Here is a 19,767-nt window from a genome sequence, read left to right as displayed (position 1 = left end):
CGCATATCCCAAACACCGACATAGCCGACGACTCCCCAGCCCTTAGACAGCGCCGCTAGATACAGTTAGCGACACTTTTCATAGTTCAATTGCAATTGCCGACGGTCTTGATATACGAATCTTCCCAGACAACCGAAACAAACTGTGACCAAAATTAGATAGATCGGGTTTATAGCATCTTGCGTTTAATGAGTGTGTGTCAACTTTAGAAACATTGTCAAACATTGCAAATCAAGGTTTGTGATCGAGAAAATCAATCATTTTTATAGAATTGCAGATCATTAATGACGAACGGCTCTGCGCAGCTGGCAAGGGACGTTCACGGCGAAGTACCGGAAAAATGCAGGCATGGGTCCGGCTTGCGGAGATGCCGGGCCCTGGCCCGACACTGCCGTCCCAGCACGCAGGAAAAACCCGGGAAGATCTGATGGCGCAGCTGTCAGCCGCGCTTGACTGGTGAACGTGGACGGGCGTGGAAAGGCGAAGCGCGGCCGATGGGCGCTCCGCTGCTGCTGGGCTGCTGGCGAGTGCGTCTGCCGGAAAAGAGCCCGCTCTCAAGCATGGCTAGCGGGCCGGTGCACGCCAGGGATGCGGGCCGAAGAGCCTCTGGCGAGCACCCGAATCCGAGGCGGTGAGGCCCCGAGGCCGGTGCTGGCCGGCTGGACCTCCCCGGCCGGACCTTCCCGGCCAGATCTAACTACCTACCCTGGGGAACGCCATTCCCCAAGCGCGCCGAGGGCATTGCAACGCTGCGGGGACCGGCGTTGAAAGCAGAAGGGGCTTGTCAGTCTTACAGACGCACGGGAATACCGCGCTCGCGCATACGCTCCTTGGCTTGCTGCACGGTGAATTCGCCGTAGTGAAAGATGCTGGCCGCGAGGACGGCATCGGCGCCGCCTTGCTGCACGCCATCGGCCAGGTGGTCGAGATTACCAACGCCACCGGAGGCAATCACCGGCACACCGACGGCATCGGCGACTGCACGGGTCAAGGCCAGGTCAAAACCGGATTTGGTGCCATCACGGTCCATGCTGGTGAGCAAAATCTCCCCGGCACCGCGCGCGGCCATGTCACTGGCCCAGCGGATGGCGTCCAGGCCGGTATTCTTGCGTCCGCCATGGCTGTAGACATCCCAGCCCTCTCCGCGTTCGATGACATCCTGGCCTTGGCGGCGCTTGGCATCAATGGCCACGACGATGCACTGCGAGCCGTAGCGGTCGCTGGCGGCATTGATGACGGCCGGGTCGGCAATGGCCGCCGAGTTGAAGCTGGTCTTGTCGGCGCCGGCGTTGAGCAGCCGACGCACATCGGCCACCGTGCGCACACCACCACCGACGGTCAGCGGAATGAAGACCTGGCTGGCCACCGCTTCGATGATCGGCAAGATCAGGTCACGCCCATCGCTGGTCGCGGTGATGTCGAGAAAGGTCAGCTCATCGGCGCCCTGCGTGTTGTAGCGCGCCGCAATCTCCACCGGGTCGCCGGCGTCGCGCAGTTCGACGAAATTGACACCTTTGACGACGCGGCCGCCAGTGACGTCCAGGCAGGGAATGATGCGTTTGGCAAGCATGGAGGATCTCGTTGCAGATGGAAGCGGTGGCGATGGCGCCAGACGGGCAAAACAATAACACGCCCAGCGCCGGGACGCAGCCTGCGGGCAAGAAAAAAGCCTGGCGCTGGGTGCGGCCAGGCTGGTCCTGCAGCGCCTGTCAATGCACGCTGCGGCCTACACCAATCTGCCAGCGCCAGACGTCTTCCATCATGCGGTCCAGCCCCAGCTGGGGTTGCCAGCCCAGCTCGGCGCGGGCGCGCGAAATATCGGCCCAGCAGTGGGCCGCATCGCCTGCCCGGCGTGCACCAATGCGGAAAGGTACCGCGCGGCCATTGGCATGCTCGAAAGCGCGCACCAGACCCAGCACCGACGTAGGCTGGCCCGATCCAATGTTGAAGCGCGACAGGCCCGGATGGCTGCGCAGGTACGGCAAGGTCGCCACATAGGCCCGGGCCAGGTCCATCACATGCAGATAGTCGCGTATGGGCGTGCCATCCGGTGTGGGGTAATCGCCGCCGTAGATGCGCAGACCATCGCGCTTGCCGGCAGCGACCTGGGCCAGGTAAGGCGCAACATGGGAGGACATGCGCGGCGGGTCTTCGGCGATCAGGCCGCTGTCATGGCAGCCCACCGCATTGAAACTGCGCAGCAAAGCCATGCGCCAGCGCTTGGGCGAGGCCTCATCGAGGCTGCTGAGCACCTGCTCGACCATCAATGCGGTCTGGCCGTAGGCGGTGCTGACCGACAGCGGTGCATCCTCTCGCACAGCCACCGGCGCTGGATCGCCGTAGACCACCGACGACGACGAGACGATCAGGTTTCGCAGCCCTGCGGTCTGCATCGCGCGCAACAGACCAATCGTGCCCGAGACATTGTTGTCGTAGTAGCGCAGCGGCTCACGCGCGGCATCCGCTGATGCAGTGAGAAAGGCGCTGTGGATGACGGCATCGAAATGCTGCTCGTCGAACAGCTGCTCGAGCACGGTCACATCACGCACATCGGCATCGATACACGGCGGTGTGAACCCCAGGATTTTGGCCAGCCGCGTAATGACCGAACGCCTGGCATTGCTGAAGTTATCCAGAATCAAGAACGGCATGCCGGCTTCGGCCAGCGCAATGCAGATATGAGAGCCAACATAGCCGGCTCCGCCAGTCACGAGTATCACAGGGGGCTTTCAAAGAGGTCTCGCAGAATGCGCTATCCAAGGCTCCTATAGCTGCAGGCATCCTGACCAAGCGTACATTGTCCAATAAGCCAAACTTATGTAAATCGCTTACCAGTCAACATAAGCTGCTGCCGGTAACAACTAGCATTTGTTGACATTCTTCAAATTTGTAGTCAACACATCGACTTAAAAGCGGGGTGTAGTCCAGGTCCCACAGCCCCAACACCAGCAAACCACTGAGGCAGTATACAAACTGTTTCAATTGACACAGCCATAAAAAAGGCCACCGGTCGGTGGCCTCGCAAAACAGCGCCGCTGACGCGGGGCCCGCCCCTGGTCAGAGGCTGTCGCTGAGCTCGTCAGCCCGCTCCTGTGCCGCTGCAAAATCCAGATCGCCGGTATAGATCGCGCGGCCGCAGATGACGCCTTCCACCCCTTCGGGTTCGGCCTTGCACAGCGCTTCGATATCCGCCATGCCCGACAGACCTCCGGAGGCAATGACCGGAATCTTGATCGACTGGGCGAGCTTGATGGTCGCTTCCATATTGATGCCGCTGAGCATGCCGTCACGGCCGATGTCGGTGTAGATGATGGATTCCACCCCCCAGTCCTCAAAGCGCTTGGCGGTCTCGATGACCGAATGCTGGGTGATCTTGCTCCAGCCGTCGGTCGCGACCATGCCGTCCTTGGCATCGAGGCCGACGATGATGTGGCCGGCGAAAGCCGTACAGGCGTTCTGCAGGAAGCCCGGGTCCTTCACGGCAGCGGTGCCGATGATCACGTACTGCATGCCGGCATCGATGTACTTCTCGATGGTGTCCAGATCGCGGATACCGCCGCCGAGCTGCACGGGCAGCTCGTCACCGAACTCCTTGAGGATGGCCTTGATGACCGGCAGGTTCTTCGGTTGGCCGGCAAAGGCGCCATTGAGATCCACCAGATGCAGGCGGCGCGCGCCGGCATCGTACCAGCGGCGCGCGACCGCAACCGGGTCTTCACCAAAGGTGGTGGATTGGTCCATATCGCCTTGCTTGAGGCGCACGCAGTGACCGTCCTTGAGGTCAATCGCAGGAATGAGCAGCATGGTAGTGAGGCTGGCGGTTGTCGGTGAAAGGATTAAGGGTTCCAGTGCAGAAAGTTGCGGTAGAGCGCCAGGCCCTGGTCCGCACTTTTTTCCGGATGAAACTGGGTCGCGAAGAGGTTGTCGCGGCCGATGGCGCAGGCAAAGCGCTCGCCGTATTCAGCCCAGCCGTGGCACTGGGCATCACTGGCGGGGGCCGCATAAAAGCTGTGGACAAAATAGAAATAGGACTGGTCGGGCACGCCCTGCCAGACCGGATGCGGCTGGCCGCCATGGGCTTGTTGCTGCACCTGGTTCCAGCCCATCTGCGGCACCTTGTAACGGCTGCCATCGGCCTGGGTGCGGCCCGCCAGCTGGAACTTGCGCACCTGGCCGGCAATCAGGCCCAGGCCCGGGGTGTCGCCCTCTTCGCTGTGGTCCAGCAGCATCTGCATGCCCACGCAGACGCCGAACATCGGCTTGTTGCGGGCCGCTTCCAGCACGCTGTCCTGCAGGCCGGAGGCCTTGAGCTCGGCCATGCAGTCGCGCATGGCGCCCTGGCCTGGCAACACGATGCGGGTGGCAGCACGCACCACATCGGGGTCGGCCGTCACCACCACGGCCACGGACGAGCCCGCAGCCGCCGCCTGCACGGCCTGTGACACCGAGCGCAGATTGCCCATGCCGTAGTCCACCACGGCAACGGTATTGGATGAAGTTGTCATAGCAAGAATGGAGTGTAGCAACTGCCGCCAACGGCAGCTTACAGCGAGCCCTTGGTCGACGGTATCACGCCAGCCATGCGGGGATCATGCTCCAATGCGAAACGTAGTGCGCGCGCAAAGGCCTTGAAGATGGTCTCGCACTGGTGGTGGGCGTTGAAACCCTTGAGGTTGTCGATGTGCAAGGTCACGCCGGCATGGTTCACAAAGCCCTGGAAGAACTCGTACACCAGCTGCGTGTCGAGCTGGCCAATGCTGCCGGCGGTGAATGTCACATCCATGTGCAGACCCGGGCGGCCGGAGAAATCGATCACCACGCGGCTCAGCGCCTCATCGAGCGGCACATAGGCATGGCCATAGCGGCGGATGCCTTTTTTATCACCGATTGCCTTGGCAAAGGCCTGGCCCATCGTAATGCCGATGTCCTCGACGGTGTGGTGGCCGTCGATGTGCAGGTCCCCTGCGCATTCGATGTCCAGATCGATCAGGCCATGGCGCGCGATCTGGTCGAGCATGTGGTCCAGAAAGCCGATGCCCGAGTTCAGACGGGCCTGGCCCGTGCCGTCGAGGTCGACACGCACCTGGATGCGGGTCTCGGCAGTGTTGCGCGCCACCTCGGCCGTGCGGTGCAGCGGCGTGGCGGACGATGGGGTGGGCACCAGATGGTTCATAGAGACTCCTTGAGCGCCGCCAGCATGCGGGCATTTTCTTCACGGGTACCGACGGTCAGCCGCAGGCACTGGGCCAGCAACGGGTGCATGGCCGAGACATTCTTGACGAGTACGCCACGCGCCTTCATCGCCGCCTGGGTCTTGCCCGCATCGTCCACGCGCATCAGAACCATGTTCGCTTCCGACGGCCAGACCTTGCGCACGCCGCTGAGCGCCTGCAGCGCGTCGATCAGCGGCTGGCGTTCTGCCCGGATGGCGCGCGCCTGCTCGGCATAGAGCGCCTCGTTTTCCAGCGCAAAAATCGCCGTCTCGCAGTTGAGCACACTGATGTTGTAGGGCGGGCGCACCTTGTCGATCTCGTTGACGATGACCGCCGGCCCCACCAGGTAGCCCAGGCGCGCACCGGCCAGGCCGAACTTGGACAGGGTGCGCATCAGCAGCACATGGGCGTTGCGCACAGGATCGGCGCGCATCTGGTCGATCCAGCTGCGGCTGGCAAAGGGCTGGTAAGCCTCGTCCATCACCACCAGGCCGCCCACATCGGCCACCGCATCGATGACAGCCTGCACCTTGTCGTCATCCCACAAGGTGGCAGTCGGGTTGTTGGGGTAGGCGATATAGGTGATGGCGGGCTGTTGCGCAGCAATGGCGGCCTGCATCGCAGGCACATCGAGGTCAAAGTCTGCTGTCAGGTTGACGCCCACAAAGTCCAGCCCCTGCAGTTGGGCCGACATCGGGTACATGACAAAACCCGGCATCGGCGCGAGCATCTTGGCGCGTCCGCCGGCATGGGGCTGGGCCGTGGCCAGCGCCAGCAAGGTGATGATCTCGTCGGAGCCATTGCCGAGCAGCACGGCCGTGCCCGTGGGCGCGCCCACATAGTCGGCCAGCATTTTCTTGAGCGTCTCCAGGCGCTCGCCCGGGTAGCGGTTGATCTCCAGCGCGCCCAGCCGCTCGCCCAGCTTGCGCTGCAGTGCATCCGGCAGACGGTAGGGGTTCTCCATGGTGTCCATCTTCAGCAGACCCTTGGAATCTTGCACATGGTAGGCCTGCATGGCGCGCACATCGGCGCGGATGCGTTGCAAGGCCTGCAGAGACTTGTCTTGAGACGTCATCGGATCACTCTTTCACATCAGAAACATTCAACCCTGGCCGTGGGCCGGTGCGGCTTGCCGCAACGGGTGCACGATGGTGACCCCGCCAAACTCGGCGCCATGGGGCAGGTAGAGGCTGAGCATCTGCTGGCAGCCACTGTGCTGGGCGCAGGCCACCGCCAGACAATCGCCAAAGTCCAACGCATGGCGCGCCTGCACCGCCCACGCGGTCTCCAACGTGGCGGCATCGGTCTTCCACGGCGTCCAGCTTTGGTAGCGGCGGATGGCAGCACGTGCATCGCCTTGGGGCATGGGGCTGGCCGCCGTCGTGACCTGGTCGTAGAACTCGCTCAGCACCTGGTTGCCGGTGCGGCCGGTACGGGTGCTCCACAGCACATCCAGCCAGTCCAAGGTGGCCTGGTAGAGCGCGGCGTCCGAGACATTCTCTGCGGCGACCAGCACCGAGGTATCGACAAACACGGTGCTCATGCGCCCTCCTGCCCAGTCTTGCGGCGGCCGCCGATGGTGCGTGCCGCAGCTGCGCCGGCCGGGGGCATGGCGCCGCCTTGCCAGCTGCGCTCGTCCGTGCGCCAGGCGAGATAGGCGCGTTCATAGGCGTCCTCGCGCTGCTGGAGCTCAGCCATAAAATCCCCTACCATGCGCGAGACGCTGGTGCCGCGCCGCGCGGCCTCGACCCGGGCCCATTCCAGCACGCTGTCTTCCACAGTGATGGTGAGATTTTTCATGGCGCCGATTTTACACGAAATTCGTGCAACACGAATTTCGTGTCTCTAATCCAGACTGCAGCAATCGGGCGCTGCGGCCACTATCATCAAGGTCTGAGCCATGCCACTTCTCACCGACCTCCTCCCGCAAGCCGCCGCATCGACCGATCTGGCGGCTTTGACGCACTTGCTGCAGCAGCACCGACCCTGGACCGTGCTGACCGGCGCTGGCGTCAGCACCGGCAGCGGCATCCCCGATTACCGCGATGCGCAAGGCGCCTGGAAGCGCCCCGCCCCGGTGCGCTTTCAGGATTTCATGGCCGAGACGCTCACGCGCCAGCGCTACTGGGCGCGCAGCCTGATCGGCTGGCCGGTGTTCTCGCAGGCCCAGCCCAATGCCGCGCACCAGGCGCTGGCCCAGCTGGAGCAAGCCGGTTATGTCCAGGCGCTCATCACCCAGAATGTCGATGGGCTGCACCAGCGCGCGGGCAGCCAGCGGGTGGTGGACCTGCATGGCCGGCTGGACCAGGTGGTCTGCATGGGCTGCGGCCAGCACCTGGCGCGCGCGGACTTCCAGCACCAGCTGATCGACGCCAACCCCGATTGGCGCCACTTGAGTGCCAGCGCCGCCCCCGATGGCGATGCCGATCTGGCCGGTGTGGACTTTGCCGCTTTCCAGGTGCCGGCTTGCCCCGCCTGCGGCGGCATTCTCAAGCCGGATGTCTTCTTCTATGGCGAAAATGTTCCGGCCGCGCGCAGGCAGGAGGCCATGGAGCATCTGGCCGCCAGCGGCGCGCTGCTGGTGGTGGGCAGCTCGTTGATGGTGTATTCCGGCCTGCGCTTTGTGCATGCCGCCAAGCAGGCCGGCATGCCGGTGGCGGCCATCAACCTGGGCCAGATGCGCGATGACGCGCTGCTGGACCTGAAGCTGGCACAGCCCTGCGCGCCCGCGCTGCGCAGTCTGGCCGAATGGCTCGCGCCGGCCCGCAGCGGCTGATATTTCAGTAACCAATACCTGCGGCGATGCACGGCCCACGGGAGATGCGGCCGATAGCCTGCAGCTACACTAGCGGGCTTTACATAGCTCTCGACCAGCCTCCGCGCTGTGAAGCCTTCTCTCGCTCCACTGCATGTCCCCTGCCGTTTCGCCCCCATCCCAGCCGCACGATCACCAGAAAACGCTGCGTCTCGTGCTGGCCTGTGCCTGCCTGTACGCCTTGGCCTGGACCCTCTTTCCACCGCTGCTGGCCCCCAGCTTTCCGCTCGATGTGGTCGAGAGCCTGGGCTGGGGCCGTGAATGGCAATGGGGCTACTACAAGCACCCGCCGCTGCCGCCCATTGCGCTGCATGTGTCCTTTCTGGCACTGGGCCGCTGGGGCCCGTTTGCGCTGAGCCAGCTTTGCGTGGCGCTGACCTTGTGGCTGGTCTGGCTCACGGCCTGCCGCCTCGTGGGGCGCGAGCGCGCCTTTATCGGCACCGTGCTGACGATGGGCGTGGCCTTCTACACCCGGCCCGCGCTGGAGTTCAACCACAACATCGCGCAAATGCCCTTTTGGGCCGGCATCTGCTACTTCTACCTGGCCGCCTGGCAGGACGACAAGCGCTGGCAGTGGCTGATGCTGGGCCTGATGGCGGGACTGGGGCTGCTGAGCAAGTATTCCATCGGCCTGCTGCTGCTCTGCCTGGGGCTGTTTACCGTGCTGAGCCCCGCACGCAGCCTGCTGCGCCGCCCAGGCCCCTGGCTGGCGCTGGCCGTGATGGGGCTGGTATTTGCACCGCATCTGCTTTGGCTGCACAACAACGACTGGCTGCCCTTCTCCTATGCCAAGGACCGCTCCTCCAACCACTATGGCGAATCCGCCCGCGCAGGCGCGCTGGGCTTTTTGCTGACCCAGTTGCTCAACCACCTGCCGCTGCTGCTGGTGCTGCTGTTTGGCTTTCTGCGGCTGCGCTGGTCCAGGCTGCGGCCTGCGCTGTCGGCCCCCTGGCAATGGCACAGCGCCAAGCCGGCCTACCTCTGCCTGATCGCGCTGGCCCCGGGTTTGCTGCTGGCCACCTTGGGCATGGCGCTGGGCTTGCGTTTGCGTGATATGTGGGGCGTGCCGATGTGGCCTTTCAGCGGCGTGCTGGCTGCAGCGCTGATTCCCAGCGCCTGGCTGGCGCCCATCCGCCCTTATCTGCTGCGCGGCATCATCGTGTGGCTCACGGTGATTTCCGTGCTCTGTGGGTTGTACCTGTGGAAGATTTCGGACTTCCGCAGGAGCCCCGTGCGCAGCGACTGGCCCTCAGCTGCGCTGGCGCAACAGGCCGAAGCCACCTGGAACGCGCTGTCCAGCTGCCCGCTCGATACCGTGGCCAGCGATGCCTGGACGGGCGGCCTGGTCGCCATCGGCGCCAAGAGCCAACCGTCGGTGCTGATACCCGGTGATCCGCGCCATTCGCCCTGGGCCACGGCCAAGCGCCTGCAGCAGCATGGCGCGCTGCGGATCTGGCAATTGGAAGAGGATGCGGATCGGGATGCGCCTACCGGGCCGTATCCAGTGCTGGACGGTCTGCAAGGCATGCGCATGCATGAGGGCGCGTGGAGCATTCCCTGGCCCCGGGGCCAAAGCCGTACCCAGCTGGTGGTGCAGTGGCGCGTCTACGTACCTGCCGCCTGCGAGCGCCGCTGATCAGCCCGTGCCCCGGCCATTGTGAGCCAGGGCAGCAGGCGTGCAGTACTCAGCGCTTGATGCGCATCTCGGCCGCGCGCGCGTGGCCTTGCAGGCCTTCGCCGTAGGCCAGTACCGCGGCGGTCCTGCCCAGCACCTGGGCACCGGCCTCGCTCACCTCGATCAGGCTGGAGCGCTTCTGGAAATCGTAGACACCCAGTGGCGACGAGAAACGGGCGGTGCCGCTGGTGGGCAGCACATGGTTGGGGCCGGCGCAGTAGTCGCCCAGGCTCTCGCTGGTGTAGGCGCCCAGGAAGATCGCGCCCGCGTGCTTGAGCAGCGGCTCCCACTGGTGCGGATCGCGGCTGGAGACCTCCAGATGCTCGGGCGCAATGCGGTTGCTCAGCGCGCAAGCCTCTTCCATGTCACGCGTGAGGATCAGCGCGCCCCGGTCCGACAGGCTCTTGGCGATGATGGCCTTGCGCGGCATCTCGGGCAGCAGACGGTCGATCTCGCGCTGCACGGCATCCAGGTAGGCGGCATCCGGGCACAGCAGAATCGACTGCGCCAGCTCGTCGTGCTCGGCCTGCGAGAACAGGTCCATCGCGACCCAGTCGGGTGGCGTTGTGCCATCGGCCAGCACCAGGATTTCGCTGGGGCCGGCAATCATGTCGATGCCGACCAGGCCGAACACCCGCTTTTTGGCGCTGGCCACATAGGCATTGCCCGGGCCGGTGATCTTGTCCACCTTGGGAATGGTCGCAGTGCCGTAGGCCAGCGCGGCCACGGCCTGCGCACCGCCAATGGTGAAGGCCCGGTGTACGCCGGCCACATAGGCAGCGGCCAGCACCAGCGGGTTCTTCACGCCCTGGGGCGTGGGCACCACCATGATGATGTCCTCCACACCGGCCACATGGGCCGGGATGGCGTTCATCAGCACGCTGCTGGGGTAGGCGGCCTTACCACCGGGCACATAGATGCCCACGCGGTCCAGCGGCGTAACCTTCTGGCCCAGCAAGGTGCCGTCTTCGTCGCGGTAGCTCCAGCTCTCGCCATTGGCCTTTTTCTGGGCCTCGTGGTAGCTGCGCACGCGGCGCGCGGCGGATTCGAGCGCCTCGCGCTGCTCGGCCGGCAGGCCATCGAATGCGGCTTTGAGCTCGTCCTTGCGCAGCTCCAGCGCCTGCATGCTGTCCGCTTGCAGGCCATCAAAGCGCGCGGTGTAGTCCAGCACGGCGGCATCGCCACGCTTTTGCACATCCGCCAGGATGTCGGCCACCCGCTGCTCAATGGCAGCATCCGTGTCTGCCGACCAATGCAGGCGCTGCGCAAAGTCATGCGCAAACTGGGCATCGGTGGTTGACAGACGGGCGGGAGCGGCGACGAATTCCATAGTGATTACCTTCTGACTCAGACACTTTTCAAACAGGCAGGTGCCCGCCTGAGGATGGTGGGCGTGGCTCAGCTGTTCTGGCCCACACCGGCTGCAAACACATCGATGATATGACGCAGGCGCTTTTGCTTAAGCTTGAGCGCCGCCTGGTTCACCACGAGGTGCGAGCTGATGTCGATAATGTGCTCGACTTCCTGCAGGTGGTTGGCGCGCAGCGTATTGCCGGTGCTCACCAGGTCAACGATGGCATCGGCCAGGCCGGTCAGCGGCGCCAGTTCCATGCTGCCGTAGAGCTTGATCAGGTCCACGTGCACGCCCTTGCGCGCAAAGAACTCACGGGCAATCTGCGGGTACTTGGTGGCCACGCGCAGGCGCGCGCCGCGCTTGACGGCCTGGGCATAGTCAAAATCATTGCGCACCGCCACGCTCACGCGGCACTTGGCAATCTGCAGGTCCAGCGGCTGGAACAAGCCGTCACCGCCATGCTCCAGCAAGGTGTCCTTGCCAGTCACGCCCAGGTCGGCACCGCCGTATTGCACATAGGTGGGCACATCGGAGGCGCGCACCAGCACCACCTGCACATCGGGCTGGGTGGTGGCAAAAATCAGCTTGCGCGATTTTTCGGGGTCTTCCAGCACCTCGATGCCTGCGGCTGCCAGCAGTGGCAGGGTTTCGTCAAAAATGCGGCCTTTGGAGAGGGCCAAGGTGATCATGGTGGTGTTGTCCATGGGGCACTTTCGCCAGCGGCAGCCTGTGCATCCGCGCCGGATGGGGCTGGGCCAGCCTGGGTTGAAACAAGAAAAATCAGGCCTGCTGGGCAGCCCACTCGGCAGGGGTGTAAGTCTTCATCGACAGCGCATGCACTTCATCGGTATGCATCTTCTGGCCCAGCGTGGCATAGACCAGCTGGTGGCGCTGGATCAGGCGCTTGCCCTCGAAGGCAGGCGACACGATCGTCGCAAACCAGTGGCGGCCATCGCCTTCGAGCGCGATATGCTCGCAGGCCAGGCCGGCGGTGATGATGTCTTTGAGGTCCTCAGCAGTCATTGCATGCTCTCACTTGTTCGGTTCTAAATGCCTGCCAGCCGCGCCGTGGGGCGGGACGCTGGCCAGGCGGCTGCAGCCACGCGGGCTGCAGCAGGTAGTCATCAGTTGCGGATCTTGTAGCCGGTGCGCAGCAGCTGCACGGCCAGCGCACTCACCAGCAGCCAGGCGACGGCCACAATACCCAGACTTAGCCAGGGGGAGGTATCGCTCTGGCCAAAAAAGCCGTAGCGGAAGCCGTCGATCATGTAGAAGAACGGGTTCAGGTGGCTGACCTTTTGCCAGAACGGGGGCAGCGACTGGATCGAATAGAACACGCCCGACAGAAAAGTCATCGGCACGATCACGAAATTCTGGAATGCCGCCATCTGGTCAAACTTGTCCGCCCACAGGCCGGCGAGCAGGCCCAGCGTTCCCATCAGCCCGGCACCCAGCACCGCAAACATCAGCACCCAGGGCAGCGACGCAAAATGCGGCGGCGCAAAGAACAAGGTGATCACATAGACGCCCAGGCCCACGGCCAGACCGCGCACGATGGAGGCACCGACAAACGCGAAGAACCAGCCCCAGTGCGACAGCGGCGTCAGCAGCACAAACACCAGGCTGCCCATGATCTTGCTTTGCACCAGGCTCGACGAGCTGTTGGCAAAGGCGTTCTGCAGCAGGCTCATCATCACCAGGCCCGGCACCAGGAAGGCGGTGTAGCTGACATCGCCGAACACCGTCACCCGGCCTTGCAGCACATGGCCAAAGATCAGCAGGTAGAGCACGGCAGTCAGCACCGGCGCGGCCACGGTTTGGAAGCTCACCTTCCAAAAACGCAGCACCTCTTTGTAAAACAGGGTTTGCCAGCCGCTCATCGTGCCACTCCCGCACCCAGTTGCGTGGTGGCATGGTCCACCACGGCATCGCGCGCCATCACTTGCAAGAACACATCTTCCAGATCCGCGCGGCGGATCTCCAGGTCTTCCACCACGACGCCGGCAGTGCGCAGCTGGGCAAGGATACGCTCCACATCCGCTGCACTGCTGGCGGGCAGCTGCACAATGCGGCCGGTGATGCGCGCCTGGGCAGCCAGGTCCGCTGGCAGCAGGCCATCGGTCTTGAACTGCAGCACGTTCGAGGAGCTGCCCTGCAGCAGCTCGGCCATCGTCGACAGGGCCACCACATGGCCCGAGCGCAGCATCGCAATGCGGTTGCACAGCGCCTCGGCCTCTTCCAGGTAGTGGGTGGTGAGCAGCACCGTATGGCCCTGCTTGTTGAGCTTGCTGACGAACTGCCACAAGGTCTGGCGCAGTTCCACATCAACGCCGGCCGTGGGCTCATCGAGCACGATGATCGGCGGCTTGTGCACCAGCGCCTGTGCCACCAGCACGCGGCGCTTCATGCCACCCGAGAGCTGGCGCATATTGGCGGTGGCCTTGTCGGCCAGGCCCAGGCTTTCGAGCAGCTCATCGATCCAGGCATCGTTGTTCTTCACACCGAAGTAGCCGGACTGGATGCGCAGCGACTCGCGCACATTGAAAAAGGGATCAAAAACCAGTTCCTGCGGGACGATGCCGAGCTTGCGCCGCGCGTTGGCATAGTCCTCGCGCACGTCGCTGCCCAGCACCTTGACCGAGCCACTGCTGGCGCGGGCCAGGCCGGCCAGAATACTGATCATGGTGGTCTTGCCCGCGCCGTTGGGGCCGAGCAGGCCAAAGAACTCCCCTTCCTCGATATCGAGGCTGACGTTGTTCAATGCCTGGAAGGGCCCCTTGGCGGTCTGGTAGACCTTGGAGACGGATTGGAATGCGATGGCGGACATGAGTCGGCCATTGTAGGCGCAGCGGCCAGATGGCGCTGTCCTGGGGATTCAGTGATCAGCCGGCGGTTTGCAGCAGGCCATCGACGCCATAGAGGCGCGCGAGCGACAGTACCGGCGCGGACAGACCGCGCATCTGCAAGGGCCGGCCCGCCGCCATTGCCGCGCGGCGGCAGCCCAGCAGCACGGCCAGCGCCGATGAGTCGAACACCGCCAACCCACTGGCGTCGATCTGCACCGCAGCGCCTGCGGGCAGCTGTGCCAGGCTTGCCTGCAACTGCTGCAGGCAGGCCTGGGCCTGGTCATGGGTCAGGGTCGACGGGAGGCTGAGCACGGCCATCGCTTACTTTTTGCCCGCATTGGCCTTGTTACGGGCGGCAATGGAGTCGATCAAGGTCTGAGGACTGCCTCCGGGCTTGTTGAGCTCTTCCTGGAACTGGTTGCGGTAGGTTTCCACCATCCAGATGCCCATCACGTTCAGGTTGTAGATCTTCCAGCCCATGCCCTGGCCAGGCGTTTTCTGCAGGCGGTAGTCCAGCTGGATCGGGTCGCCACGGCCCAGAATCTCCGAGCGCACCACCACCTCCTTGTCACCGGCTTGCATGCGCACGGGCTTGACGCTGATGGTCTGGTCGCTCACCTGGTGCAGCGCACCGGCATAGGTGTTGACCATCAGCTTCTTGAATTCATCCTGCAGTTGCTGCTGCTGCGCCGCCGTCGCGGTACGCCACTTGGGGCCCACGGCCGACGCCATCATGCGGCGAAAGTCCACATTCGGCATCACGACGCTGTCGACATACGAGGTGATCTTCGAGACATCGCCACTGCGGATCGCCTGGTCGGTCTTCAAGGTGTTGAGCACCTCGTCCGAGAGCTGCTTGATCATTGCGTCCGGTGCCATGTCTGCGGCGCTTGCCACCAAAGGGGCCGAAGCCATGCCGGCTACCAGCGCCCAGGCAGCGCAATACTGCCCCCATGCTCGACGATTCATCATAATGTGTCCTTTTCTACCCGCGTCTGCACTGCAGACCTGAGCGTTTTTAGATACTGAGGACGGCACGCAGTTGCATGCACCATCCTGTTTGTTGTAAGGCTTTATAACGTTTCGCTTACTTCCCGTTGCCTTGAGCAGCAGGTTCAGCAGCCGATTCGTTCATCCACTGGGTTTCGTCCTCCTCGTCACCCGAACGGGTCGCGTTTTCACGCAACTGCAGATAGGCATCACGGGTAAAGCTGTACTTGTCCAGCGCAGCGGACTGCACCAGCGAGGTCGTGCCCAGCAGATTGGCGCGGGTATTGACGATGCGCAGACCGGTCAGCGAGTTGCGCACCGGCACATCGTTGATCGAGCTGACCACGTTGCCCTGCCAGTCCACCACCATGCCCGCTGAATCGCGGATGGTCGAGGGGCCGAGCAATGGCCAGACGATATAAGCGCCTGCAGGCATGCCATAGCGGGCCATCGTCAGGCCAAAGTCCTGCTTGTGGCGTTCGATGTCCATCTCGCTGGCGATATCGATCAGACCGCCCAGACCGAACACGGTGTTGGTCGTAAAGCGCACCACGCTGTTGTAGGTGCCTTCACCCTTGAGCTGCAATGCATTGTTCACCGCCGACCACAGATCACCCAGGTTGGCGAAGAAGTTCGTCACGGCGGTACGCACGACGGTCGGCGTCACATCGCGGTAGCCGGTGGCCACGGGCTCGAGCACCGCACTGTCGACCGCATCGTTGAAGCTGAACATTGCGCGGTTGTAGGGCTCCAGCGGGTCGCGCGGGTTGGCGCCGGGCCCGCTGGCACAGCCGCTCAGCACCGCTGCCAGACCCAGGGAGGAGGCCAGCAGCCAGCTGCGGGCATGTGCATGGGGTTGCTTGGTTGGATAACGCATCATCGTTCTCTTTTTTTGCTTGTGTTATTCGGTAGGTTTGGGAGCGGAACTCTCCGATGCCTTGCCATAGAGGAACTGGCCGATCAGATTTTCCAGCACGATAGCCGATTGTGTATTGGTGACGGTATCACCACTGACCAAGGGCTTTTCGTCGAAGCCGGCCTCCACCCCCACATACTGATCACCCAGCAGTCCACTGGTCAGGATCTTGAAGGAGCTGTCCTTGGGGAAGGCATAGCCATTGGTCAGCTCGATATGGACATCGGCCTGGAAGGTCTGGTCGTTGAAGCCAATGCTCTTGACGCGTCCCACCTTGACCCCGGCGCTGCGCACTGCGGCCTGGGGTTTGAGGCCGCCAATATTGTCAAAGCGGGCGGTCACTTCATAGCCTTTGTTGAAATCCAAGGTCAGCAGGTTGCCTGCGCGCAGCGCCAGGAACACCAGCGCGGCAGCGCCCAGCATGACAAACAGGCCAACCCAGATATCGGTTTTGGAGGGCTGCATATGCGAATCCGTTTCTCTTTTCTATCGATAGGTAGGCGTCAGATGCTGAACATCATCGCGGTGAGCATGAAATCCAGCGCCAGCACCGACAACGAGGCCATCACCACGGTGCGCGTGGTGGCACGCGAGACACCTTCAGGGGTGGGCTTGGCGACAAAGCCCTGGAGCAAGGCGACAAAGGTCACCGTGATGCCGAACACCACGCTCTTGATCACGCCATTGCCCAGATCCTTGAATACATCGACGCCGCTTTGCATCTGGCCCCAGAAGGCGCCACCATCAATGCCAAGCAGCAGCACGCCGACGATCCAGCCCCCCATGATGCCGATGGCGCTGAACACCGCAGCCAGCAATGGCATCGCAATCAGGCCCGCCCAAAAGCGGGGTGCCAGAATGCGTTCGACCGGATCGACGGCCATCATCTCCATCGCAGACAGCTGCTCGCCCGCCTTCATCAGGCCGATCTCGGCCGTCAATGCGGTGCCGGCCCGCCCGGCAAACAGCAGCGCCGTCACCACCGGGCCCAGCTCGCGCAGCAGGGTCAGGGCCACCATCATGCCCACCGCCTCGGCTGAGCCGTAGCGCTGCAGGATGTAGTAGCCCTGCAGACCCAGCACAAAGCCGACAAACAAGCCCGACACGCCAATGATGGCCAGCGAGTAGTTGCCCAGAAAATGGATCTGGTCGCGCAGCAGACCGGGGCGCTTGAGCACATAGCCCAGCCCGGCCAGCAGGCGCAGCAGCAGGCGTGTGGCCTGGCCCACTGCGGCCGCCTTGGAACGCAGCGCAAAACCAATATCAGCAGGGTGCCACCAACGCATCAGCGGCCTCCTTTCAGTGCATCCACGCCAAAATCCGCATCCAGACTGGGGCCCTGCACATGGAAAGGCACGGGGCCCTGCGGCAGTGCGTGGACAAACTGGTGCACCAGCGGATCGCTGCTGGCACGCACCTCATCGGGCGTGCCCTGCGCCGCCACCACGCCGGGGCCGAGAATAATGACCTGGTCGGCCAGCTTGAACGTCTCTTCCAGATCGTGCGAGACGATGATGCTGGTGAGGCCCAATGCATCGTTGAGTTCGCGGATCAGCTGGGCCGATGTACCCAGCGAAATCGGGTCCAGACCGGCGAAAGGCTCGTCGTACATGATGAATTCGGGGTCCAGCGCCATCGCGCGGGCCAGTGCCACACGCCGCGCCATGCCGCCGGAAATCTGCGAAGGCATCAGATCACGTGCACCGCGCAGGCCCACGGCCTGCAGCTTCATCAGCACGATGTCGCGCACCAGGCCTTCGGACAGATCGGTGTGCTCGCGCAGCGGAAAGGCCACGTTCTCGAACACCGTCATATCGGTGAACAGCGCGCCAAACTGGAACAGCATGCCCATGCGGCGCCGCGCGGCGTACAGCTGCGCCTGGCTCATCGCGCCCACATCCTGGCCATCGAGCAGCACCTGACCGGCCTGCGCACGGGCCTGGCCGCCGATCAGCCGCAGCACCGTGGTCTTGCCACCGCCGGACGCCCCCATCAGCGCCGTCACCTTGCCGCGCGGGATGGTCAGCGACACATCGCGCAGGATGGTGCGGTCACCATAGCCAAAGGTGACGTTGCGCAGTTCGACAAGAGGTGGTGAGGCAGAAGATTGCATAGAAAAGCCGGCAACATCCGGCATCGTCATCATAAGAGGGGGCAGGGCTCTTTTCTGTAGTCAGTTGCCGCAGCGCAGGAGAGCGGCTTACGGCTTGTAACAAACATTCATGAATGTATTTAAATCGTCCGATCGTAACCCGGACTGCCTAAGCCCCGCAAGGCCGCAGGCTATTGTTGCGGCCTGTGCCATCAAGCCAGCCTTCAGCATCGCACAGAAGGCGTTGACGCGGCTTGCCTGCAGCGTCAACAACGGTGAGAAGCGCCCGTAATTAGAGCATATTGTCCAGAAAGGAACGAATGCGCGGATGGCTGCAGTCTTCGAAAAATGCCCGCGCCGGCTTGGCCTCGATCAGCGCGCCCTGGTCCATGAAAACAACGGTTTGGGCCACCTCACGGGCAAAGCCCATTTCGTGCGTGACGACCAGCATGGTCATGTGCTCCTCGGCCAGCTGGCGCATCGTGCGCAGCACTTCGCCCGTCAGCTCCGGATCGAGCGCCGAGGTGGGCTCGTCAAACAGCATGATGTCGGGCTCCATCGCCAGCGCCCGGGCAATGGCCACGCGCTGCTTTTGGCCGCCCGACAGGCGCGCCGGATACGCATCGGCCTTCTCCAGCAGGCCCACCTTGCGCAGCAGCTCCTGGGCCTTGGGCATGATCTGCTCGCGCGTCAGGCCCTTGACGACCATCGGTGCCTCGGTGATGTTGTCAATCACCGACAGATGAGGGAACAGGTTGAAGCCCTGGAACACCATGCCCATGCGGCGCAGAATCGCTCGCATCTGGGCCTCCGGTGCGTACTGGGCATGGCCTTGCGCATCGGTGCTGACGAGGGTCTGGCCCTCGACCACCACCGCGCCCGAATCGATCACTTCAAGGTGGTTCAAGCAGCGCAAAAAGGTGCTCTTGCCCGAGCCCGATGGCCCGATCACCGCCATCACCTCACCCTTGTGGATATCCAGCGAGACACCCTTGAGCACCTCATTGCCATTGAAGGCCTTGCGGATGTCGCGCGCCTGCACCATTACCGGGGTGCCCATGTCATTGCCTGTCATTGCCATTCTCCTGCGCTGTTCGCTGCTACTGCTTCGTGCCGATTCATCGTTACGCACTGTTTAGGCGTCATACCTGGCATAGCGCTTTTCCAGGCGGTTGAAGCCCCAGGTCAACACCAGCGTCATCAGCAGGTAGAAGGCGGCCGCCACCACAAAGGGCGTGGTGGTGAAGTCGCGCTGCACAATGCCGCGCGCGGCGCGCAGCAGGTCGTTGAGAGCGAGCACATAGATCAGCGACGTGTCCTTGACCAGCGTGATGGTCTCGTTGCTGACCGGCGGCAGGATGGTGCGCACCATCTGGGGCAGCACAATGCGGCGCATGGTCTGGCTGTAGGATAGGCCCAGCACCTTGGCGCCTTCATACTGGCCCCGGTCCACGCTCTGGATACCGGCGCGGAAAATCTCCGCAAAATAGGCTGCATAGTTGAGCGCGAATGCCACGACGGCCGACGGGAAGTCCGGCAGGCGCACGCCGATCACCGGCACAAAGGGCAGCGCGAAGTAGATGAACAGCAGCTGCAGCATCAGCGGTGTGCCGCGCATCAGCCAGATATAGGCCTCGACAAAGCGCGCCAGCGCCTTGAAGCGCGAGATGCGCGCCAACGCCAAGGCCAGACCCAGCGGCACCGACAGTGCCAGGGTGATGAAGAACAGCTTGAGAGTCACCAGGGCGCCGTTTGACAGCGGCCCCAGCATTGAAATTACATAATCCATCGATGGCCTTCAGGGTGGCACCGGCTCCGCGGGCCTGGTTGCCACAGGCACGAGTGCCTTGGAACGCGTTGGCGCTC

General features: G+C 63.4%; 23 protein-coding genes. 2 read left to right on the top strand and 21 right to left on the bottom strand.

Annotated elements, in window-relative coordinates:
- Positions 1-790 precede the first annotated feature (790 nt).
- From hisF to AB7A72_RS14965, 8 genes are all read right to left on the bottom strand, one after another.
- Complete coding sequence (hisF, locus tag AB7A72_RS15000) at positions 791-1,570, bottom strand: imidazole glycerol phosphate synthase subunit HisF (RefSeq protein WP_312416508.1); 780 nt, start codon at positions 1,568-1,570, stop codon at positions 791-793.
- Positions 1,571-1,709: 139 nt separating this feature from the next.
- Entirely contained in the window at positions 1,710-2,720 is a 1,011-nt protein-coding gene (gene galE, locus AB7A72_RS14995; RefSeq protein ID WP_239810774.1) for a UDP-glucose 4-epimerase GalE, read from the bottom strand.
- Between the two features lie 337 nt (positions 2,721-3,057).
- The gene (gene hisA, locus AB7A72_RS14990; protein WP_312452012.1) at positions 3,058-3,804 is read right to left on the bottom strand and encodes a 1-(5-phosphoribosyl)-5-[(5-phosphoribosylamino)methylideneamino]imidazole-4-carboxamide isomerase; all 747 of its coding nucleotides are present in this window, start codon (positions 3,802-3,804) and stop codon (positions 3,058-3,060) included.
- Between the two features lie 32 nt (positions 3,805-3,836).
- A complete protein-coding gene (gene hisH, locus AB7A72_RS14985; RefSeq protein WP_239810772.1) occupies positions 3,837-4,505 on the bottom strand; it encodes an imidazole glycerol phosphate synthase subunit HisH in 669 nt (222 codons plus the stop codon).
- Positions 4,506-4,543: 38 nt separating this feature from the next.
- Positions 4,544-5,173 (bottom strand): imidazoleglycerol-phosphate dehydratase HisB, encoded by a 630-nt coding sequence (gene hisB / locus AB7A72_RS14980; protein ID WP_369460431.1) that lies wholly within the window; start codon positions 5,171-5,173, stop codon positions 4,544-4,546.
- Positions 5,170-6,288: a histidinol-phosphate transaminase gene (gene hisC, locus AB7A72_RS14975; protein WP_369460430.1), complete on the bottom strand. Its 1,119-nt coding sequence runs from the start codon at positions 6,286-6,288 to the stop codon at positions 5,170-5,172. The genes hisB and hisC overlap by 4 nt, the downstream gene beginning before the upstream one ends.
- A 27-nt stretch (positions 6,289-6,315) precedes the next feature.
- Entirely contained in the window at positions 6,316-6,756 is a 441-nt protein-coding gene (locus tag AB7A72_RS14970) for a PIN domain-containing protein (protein ID WP_369460429.1), read from the bottom strand.
- Positions 6,753-7,013 (bottom strand): DUF6364 family protein, encoded by a 261-nt coding sequence (locus AB7A72_RS14965; protein WP_239810768.1) that lies wholly within the window; start codon positions 7,011-7,013, stop codon positions 6,753-6,755. Before AB7A72_RS14965 ends, AB7A72_RS14970 begins: the two co-directional genes overlap by 4 nt.
- A gap of 100 nt (positions 7,014-7,113) precedes the next feature.
- Between AB7A72_RS14965 and AB7A72_RS14960 the strand changes: the two genes are divergently transcribed.
- Positions 7,114-7,989, top strand: coding sequence for an NAD-dependent protein deacetylase (locus AB7A72_RS14960; protein WP_369460428.1), 876 nt, complete (start codon positions 7,114-7,116; stop codon positions 7,987-7,989).
- A 133-nt stretch (positions 7,990-8,122) separates the two neighbouring features.
- Complete coding sequence (locus AB7A72_RS14955; protein ID WP_369460427.1) at positions 8,123-9,664, top strand: glycosyltransferase family 39 protein; 1,542 nt, start codon at positions 8,123-8,125, stop codon at positions 9,662-9,664.
- 49 nt (positions 9,665-9,713) lie between these two features.
- Here the strand turns inward: AB7A72_RS14955 and hisD are convergent, their stop codons facing one another.
- From hisD to AB7A72_RS14890, 13 genes are all read right to left on the bottom strand, one after another.
- Positions 9,714-11,033: a histidinol dehydrogenase gene (gene hisD / locus AB7A72_RS14950; RefSeq protein WP_369460426.1), complete on the bottom strand. Its 1,320-nt coding sequence runs from the start codon at positions 11,031-11,033 to the stop codon at positions 9,714-9,716.
- A 68-nt stretch (positions 11,034-11,101) separates the two neighbouring features.
- Complete coding sequence (gene hisG, locus AB7A72_RS14945) at positions 11,102-11,746, bottom strand: ATP phosphoribosyltransferase (protein ID WP_239812625.1); 645 nt, start codon at positions 11,744-11,746, stop codon at positions 11,102-11,104.
- A gap of 91 nt (positions 11,747-11,837) precedes the next feature.
- A complete protein-coding gene (locus AB7A72_RS14940; RefSeq protein ID WP_369460425.1) occupies positions 11,838-12,080 on the bottom strand; it encodes a BolA family protein in 243 nt (80 codons plus the stop codon).
- A 101-nt stretch (positions 12,081-12,181) separates the two neighbouring features.
- Positions 12,182-12,937 carry an ABC transporter permease gene (locus tag AB7A72_RS14935; RefSeq protein WP_239810764.1) on the bottom strand — a complete coding sequence of 252 codons (756 nt, stop codon included), beginning with the start codon at positions 12,935-12,937 and terminating at the stop codon, positions 12,182-12,184.
- Positions 12,934-13,884, bottom strand: coding sequence for an ABC transporter ATP-binding protein (locus AB7A72_RS14930; protein ID WP_021026080.1), 951 nt, complete (start codon positions 13,882-13,884; stop codon positions 12,934-12,936). The genes AB7A72_RS14935 and AB7A72_RS14930 overlap by 4 nt, the downstream gene beginning before the upstream one ends.
- A gap of 55 nt (positions 13,885-13,939) precedes the next feature.
- A complete protein-coding gene (locus tag AB7A72_RS14925; protein WP_312833837.1) occupies positions 13,940-14,215 on the bottom strand; it encodes an STAS domain-containing protein in 276 nt (91 codons plus the stop codon).
- A 9-nt stretch (positions 14,216-14,224) separates the two neighbouring features.
- Positions 14,225-14,875, bottom strand: a complete 651-nt coding sequence (locus AB7A72_RS14920) for an MlaC/ttg2D family ABC transporter substrate-binding protein (protein ID WP_239810761.1) — start codon at positions 14,873-14,875, stop codon at positions 14,225-14,227.
- A gap of 115 nt (positions 14,876-14,990) precedes the next feature.
- A complete protein-coding gene (locus AB7A72_RS14915) occupies positions 14,991-15,770 on the bottom strand; it encodes an MlaA family lipoprotein (protein WP_312416547.1) in 780 nt (259 codons plus the stop codon).
- A 24-nt stretch (positions 15,771-15,794) separates the two neighbouring features.
- On the bottom strand, positions 15,795-16,274 hold the full coding sequence (gene mlaD, locus AB7A72_RS14910; protein ID WP_239810760.1) for an outer membrane lipid asymmetry maintenance protein MlaD: 480 nt from the start codon (positions 16,272-16,274) through the stop codon (positions 15,795-15,797).
- Positions 16,275-16,312: 38 nt separating this feature from the next.
- Positions 16,313-17,095 carry a lipid asymmetry maintenance ABC transporter permease subunit MlaE gene (mlaE, locus tag AB7A72_RS14905; protein WP_239810759.1) on the bottom strand — a complete coding sequence of 261 codons (783 nt, stop codon included), beginning with the start codon at positions 17,093-17,095 and terminating at the stop codon, positions 16,313-16,315.
- On the bottom strand, positions 17,095-17,922 hold the full coding sequence (locus tag AB7A72_RS14900; RefSeq protein WP_312416553.1) for an ABC transporter ATP-binding protein: 828 nt from the start codon (positions 17,920-17,922) through the stop codon (positions 17,095-17,097). Before AB7A72_RS14900 ends, mlaE begins: the two co-directional genes overlap by 1 nt.
- Before the next feature lie 271 nt (positions 17,923-18,193).
- Positions 18,194-18,982 (bottom strand): amino acid ABC transporter ATP-binding protein, encoded by a 789-nt coding sequence (locus tag AB7A72_RS14895; protein ID WP_305852709.1) that lies wholly within the window; start codon positions 18,980-18,982, stop codon positions 18,194-18,196.
- 54 nt (positions 18,983-19,036) lie between these two features.
- Entirely contained in the window at positions 19,037-19,690 is a 654-nt protein-coding gene (locus tag AB7A72_RS14890) for an amino acid ABC transporter permease (protein WP_239810757.1), read from the bottom strand.
- Positions 19,691-19,767: the final 77 nt, after the last annotated feature.

The organism is Comamonas sediminis (genome assembly GCF_041107495.1).
GTDB classification, from domain to species: domain Bacteria; phylum Pseudomonadota; class Gammaproteobacteria; order Burkholderiales; family Burkholderiaceae_C; genus Comamonas; species Comamonas sediminis.
This window is presented reverse-complemented; position numbering and strand designations above follow the sequence as displayed.

Bases quoted from the DNA above. Each gene is read 5' to 3' on its own strand.
- hisF (WP_312416508.1), bottom strand. From the start codon at position 1,570: ATGCTTGCCAAACGCATCATTCCCTGCCTGGACGTCACTGGCGGCCGC.
- hisA (WP_312452012.1), bottom strand. From the start codon at position 3,804: ATGCTGCTCATTCCTGCGATTGACCTCAAGGACGGTCACTGCGTGCGC.
- hisH (WP_239810772.1), bottom strand. From the start codon at position 4,505: ATGACAACTTCATCCAATACCGTTGCCGTGGTGGACTACGGCATGGGC.
- hisB (WP_369460431.1), bottom strand. From the start codon at position 5,173: ATGAACCATCTGGTGCCCACCCCATCGTCCGCCACGCCGCTGCACCGC.
- hisC (WP_369460430.1), bottom strand. From the start codon at position 6,288: ATGACGTCTCAAGACAAGTCTCTGCAGGCCTTGCAACGCATCCGCGCC.
- AB7A72_RS14970 (WP_369460429.1), bottom strand. From the start codon at position 6,756: ATGAGCACCGTGTTTGTCGATACCTCGGTGCTGGTCGCCGCAGAGAAT.
- AB7A72_RS14965 (WP_239810768.1), bottom strand. From the start codon at position 7,013: ATGAAAAATCTCACCATCACTGTGGAAGACAGCGTGCTGGAATGGGCC.
- AB7A72_RS14960 (WP_369460428.1), top strand. From the start codon at position 7,114: ATGCCACTTCTCACCGACCTCCTCCCGCAAGCCGCCGCATCGACCGAT.
- AB7A72_RS14955 (WP_369460427.1), top strand. From the start codon at position 8,123: ATGTCCCCTGCCGTTTCGCCCCCATCCCAGCCGCACGATCACCAGAAA.
- hisD (WP_369460426.1), bottom strand. From the start codon at position 11,033: ATGGAATTCGTCGCCGCTCCCGCCCGTCTGTCAACCACCGATGCCCAG.
- hisG (WP_239812625.1), bottom strand. From the start codon at position 11,746: ATGATCACCTTGGCCCTCTCCAAAGGCCGCATTTTTGACGAAACCCTG.
- AB7A72_RS14940 (WP_369460425.1), bottom strand. From the start codon at position 12,080: ATGACTGCTGAGGACCTCAAAGACATCATCACCGCCGGCCTGGCCTGC.
- AB7A72_RS14935 (WP_239810764.1), bottom strand. From the start codon at position 12,937: ATGAGCGGCTGGCAAACCCTGTTTTACAAAGAGGTGCTGCGTTTTTGG.
- AB7A72_RS14930 (WP_021026080.1), bottom strand. From the start codon at position 13,884: ATGTCCGCCATCGCATTCCAATCCGTCTCCAAGGTCTACCAGACCGCC.
- AB7A72_RS14920 (WP_239810761.1), bottom strand. From the start codon at position 14,875: ATGATGAATCGTCGAGCATGGGGGCAGTATTGCGCTGCCTGGGCGCTG.
- AB7A72_RS14915 (WP_312416547.1), bottom strand. From the start codon at position 15,770: ATGCGTTATCCAACCAAGCAACCCCATGCACATGCCCGCAGCTGGCTG.
- mlaD (WP_239810760.1), bottom strand. From the start codon at position 16,274: ATGCAGCCCTCCAAAACCGATATCTGGGTTGGCCTGTTTGTCATGCTG.
- mlaE (WP_239810759.1), bottom strand. From the start codon at position 17,095: ATGCGTTGGTGGCACCCTGCTGATATTGGTTTTGCGCTGCGTTCCAAG.
- AB7A72_RS14900 (WP_312416553.1), bottom strand. From the start codon at position 17,922: ATGCAATCTTCTGCCTCACCACCTCTTGTCGAACTGCGCAACGTCACC.
- AB7A72_RS14895 (WP_305852709.1), bottom strand. From the start codon at position 18,982: ATGGCAATGACAGGCAATGACATGGGCACCCCGGTAATGGTGCAGGCG.
- AB7A72_RS14890 (WP_239810757.1), bottom strand. From the start codon at position 19,690: ATGGATTATGTAATTTCAATGCTGGGGCCGCTGTCAAACGGCGCCCTG.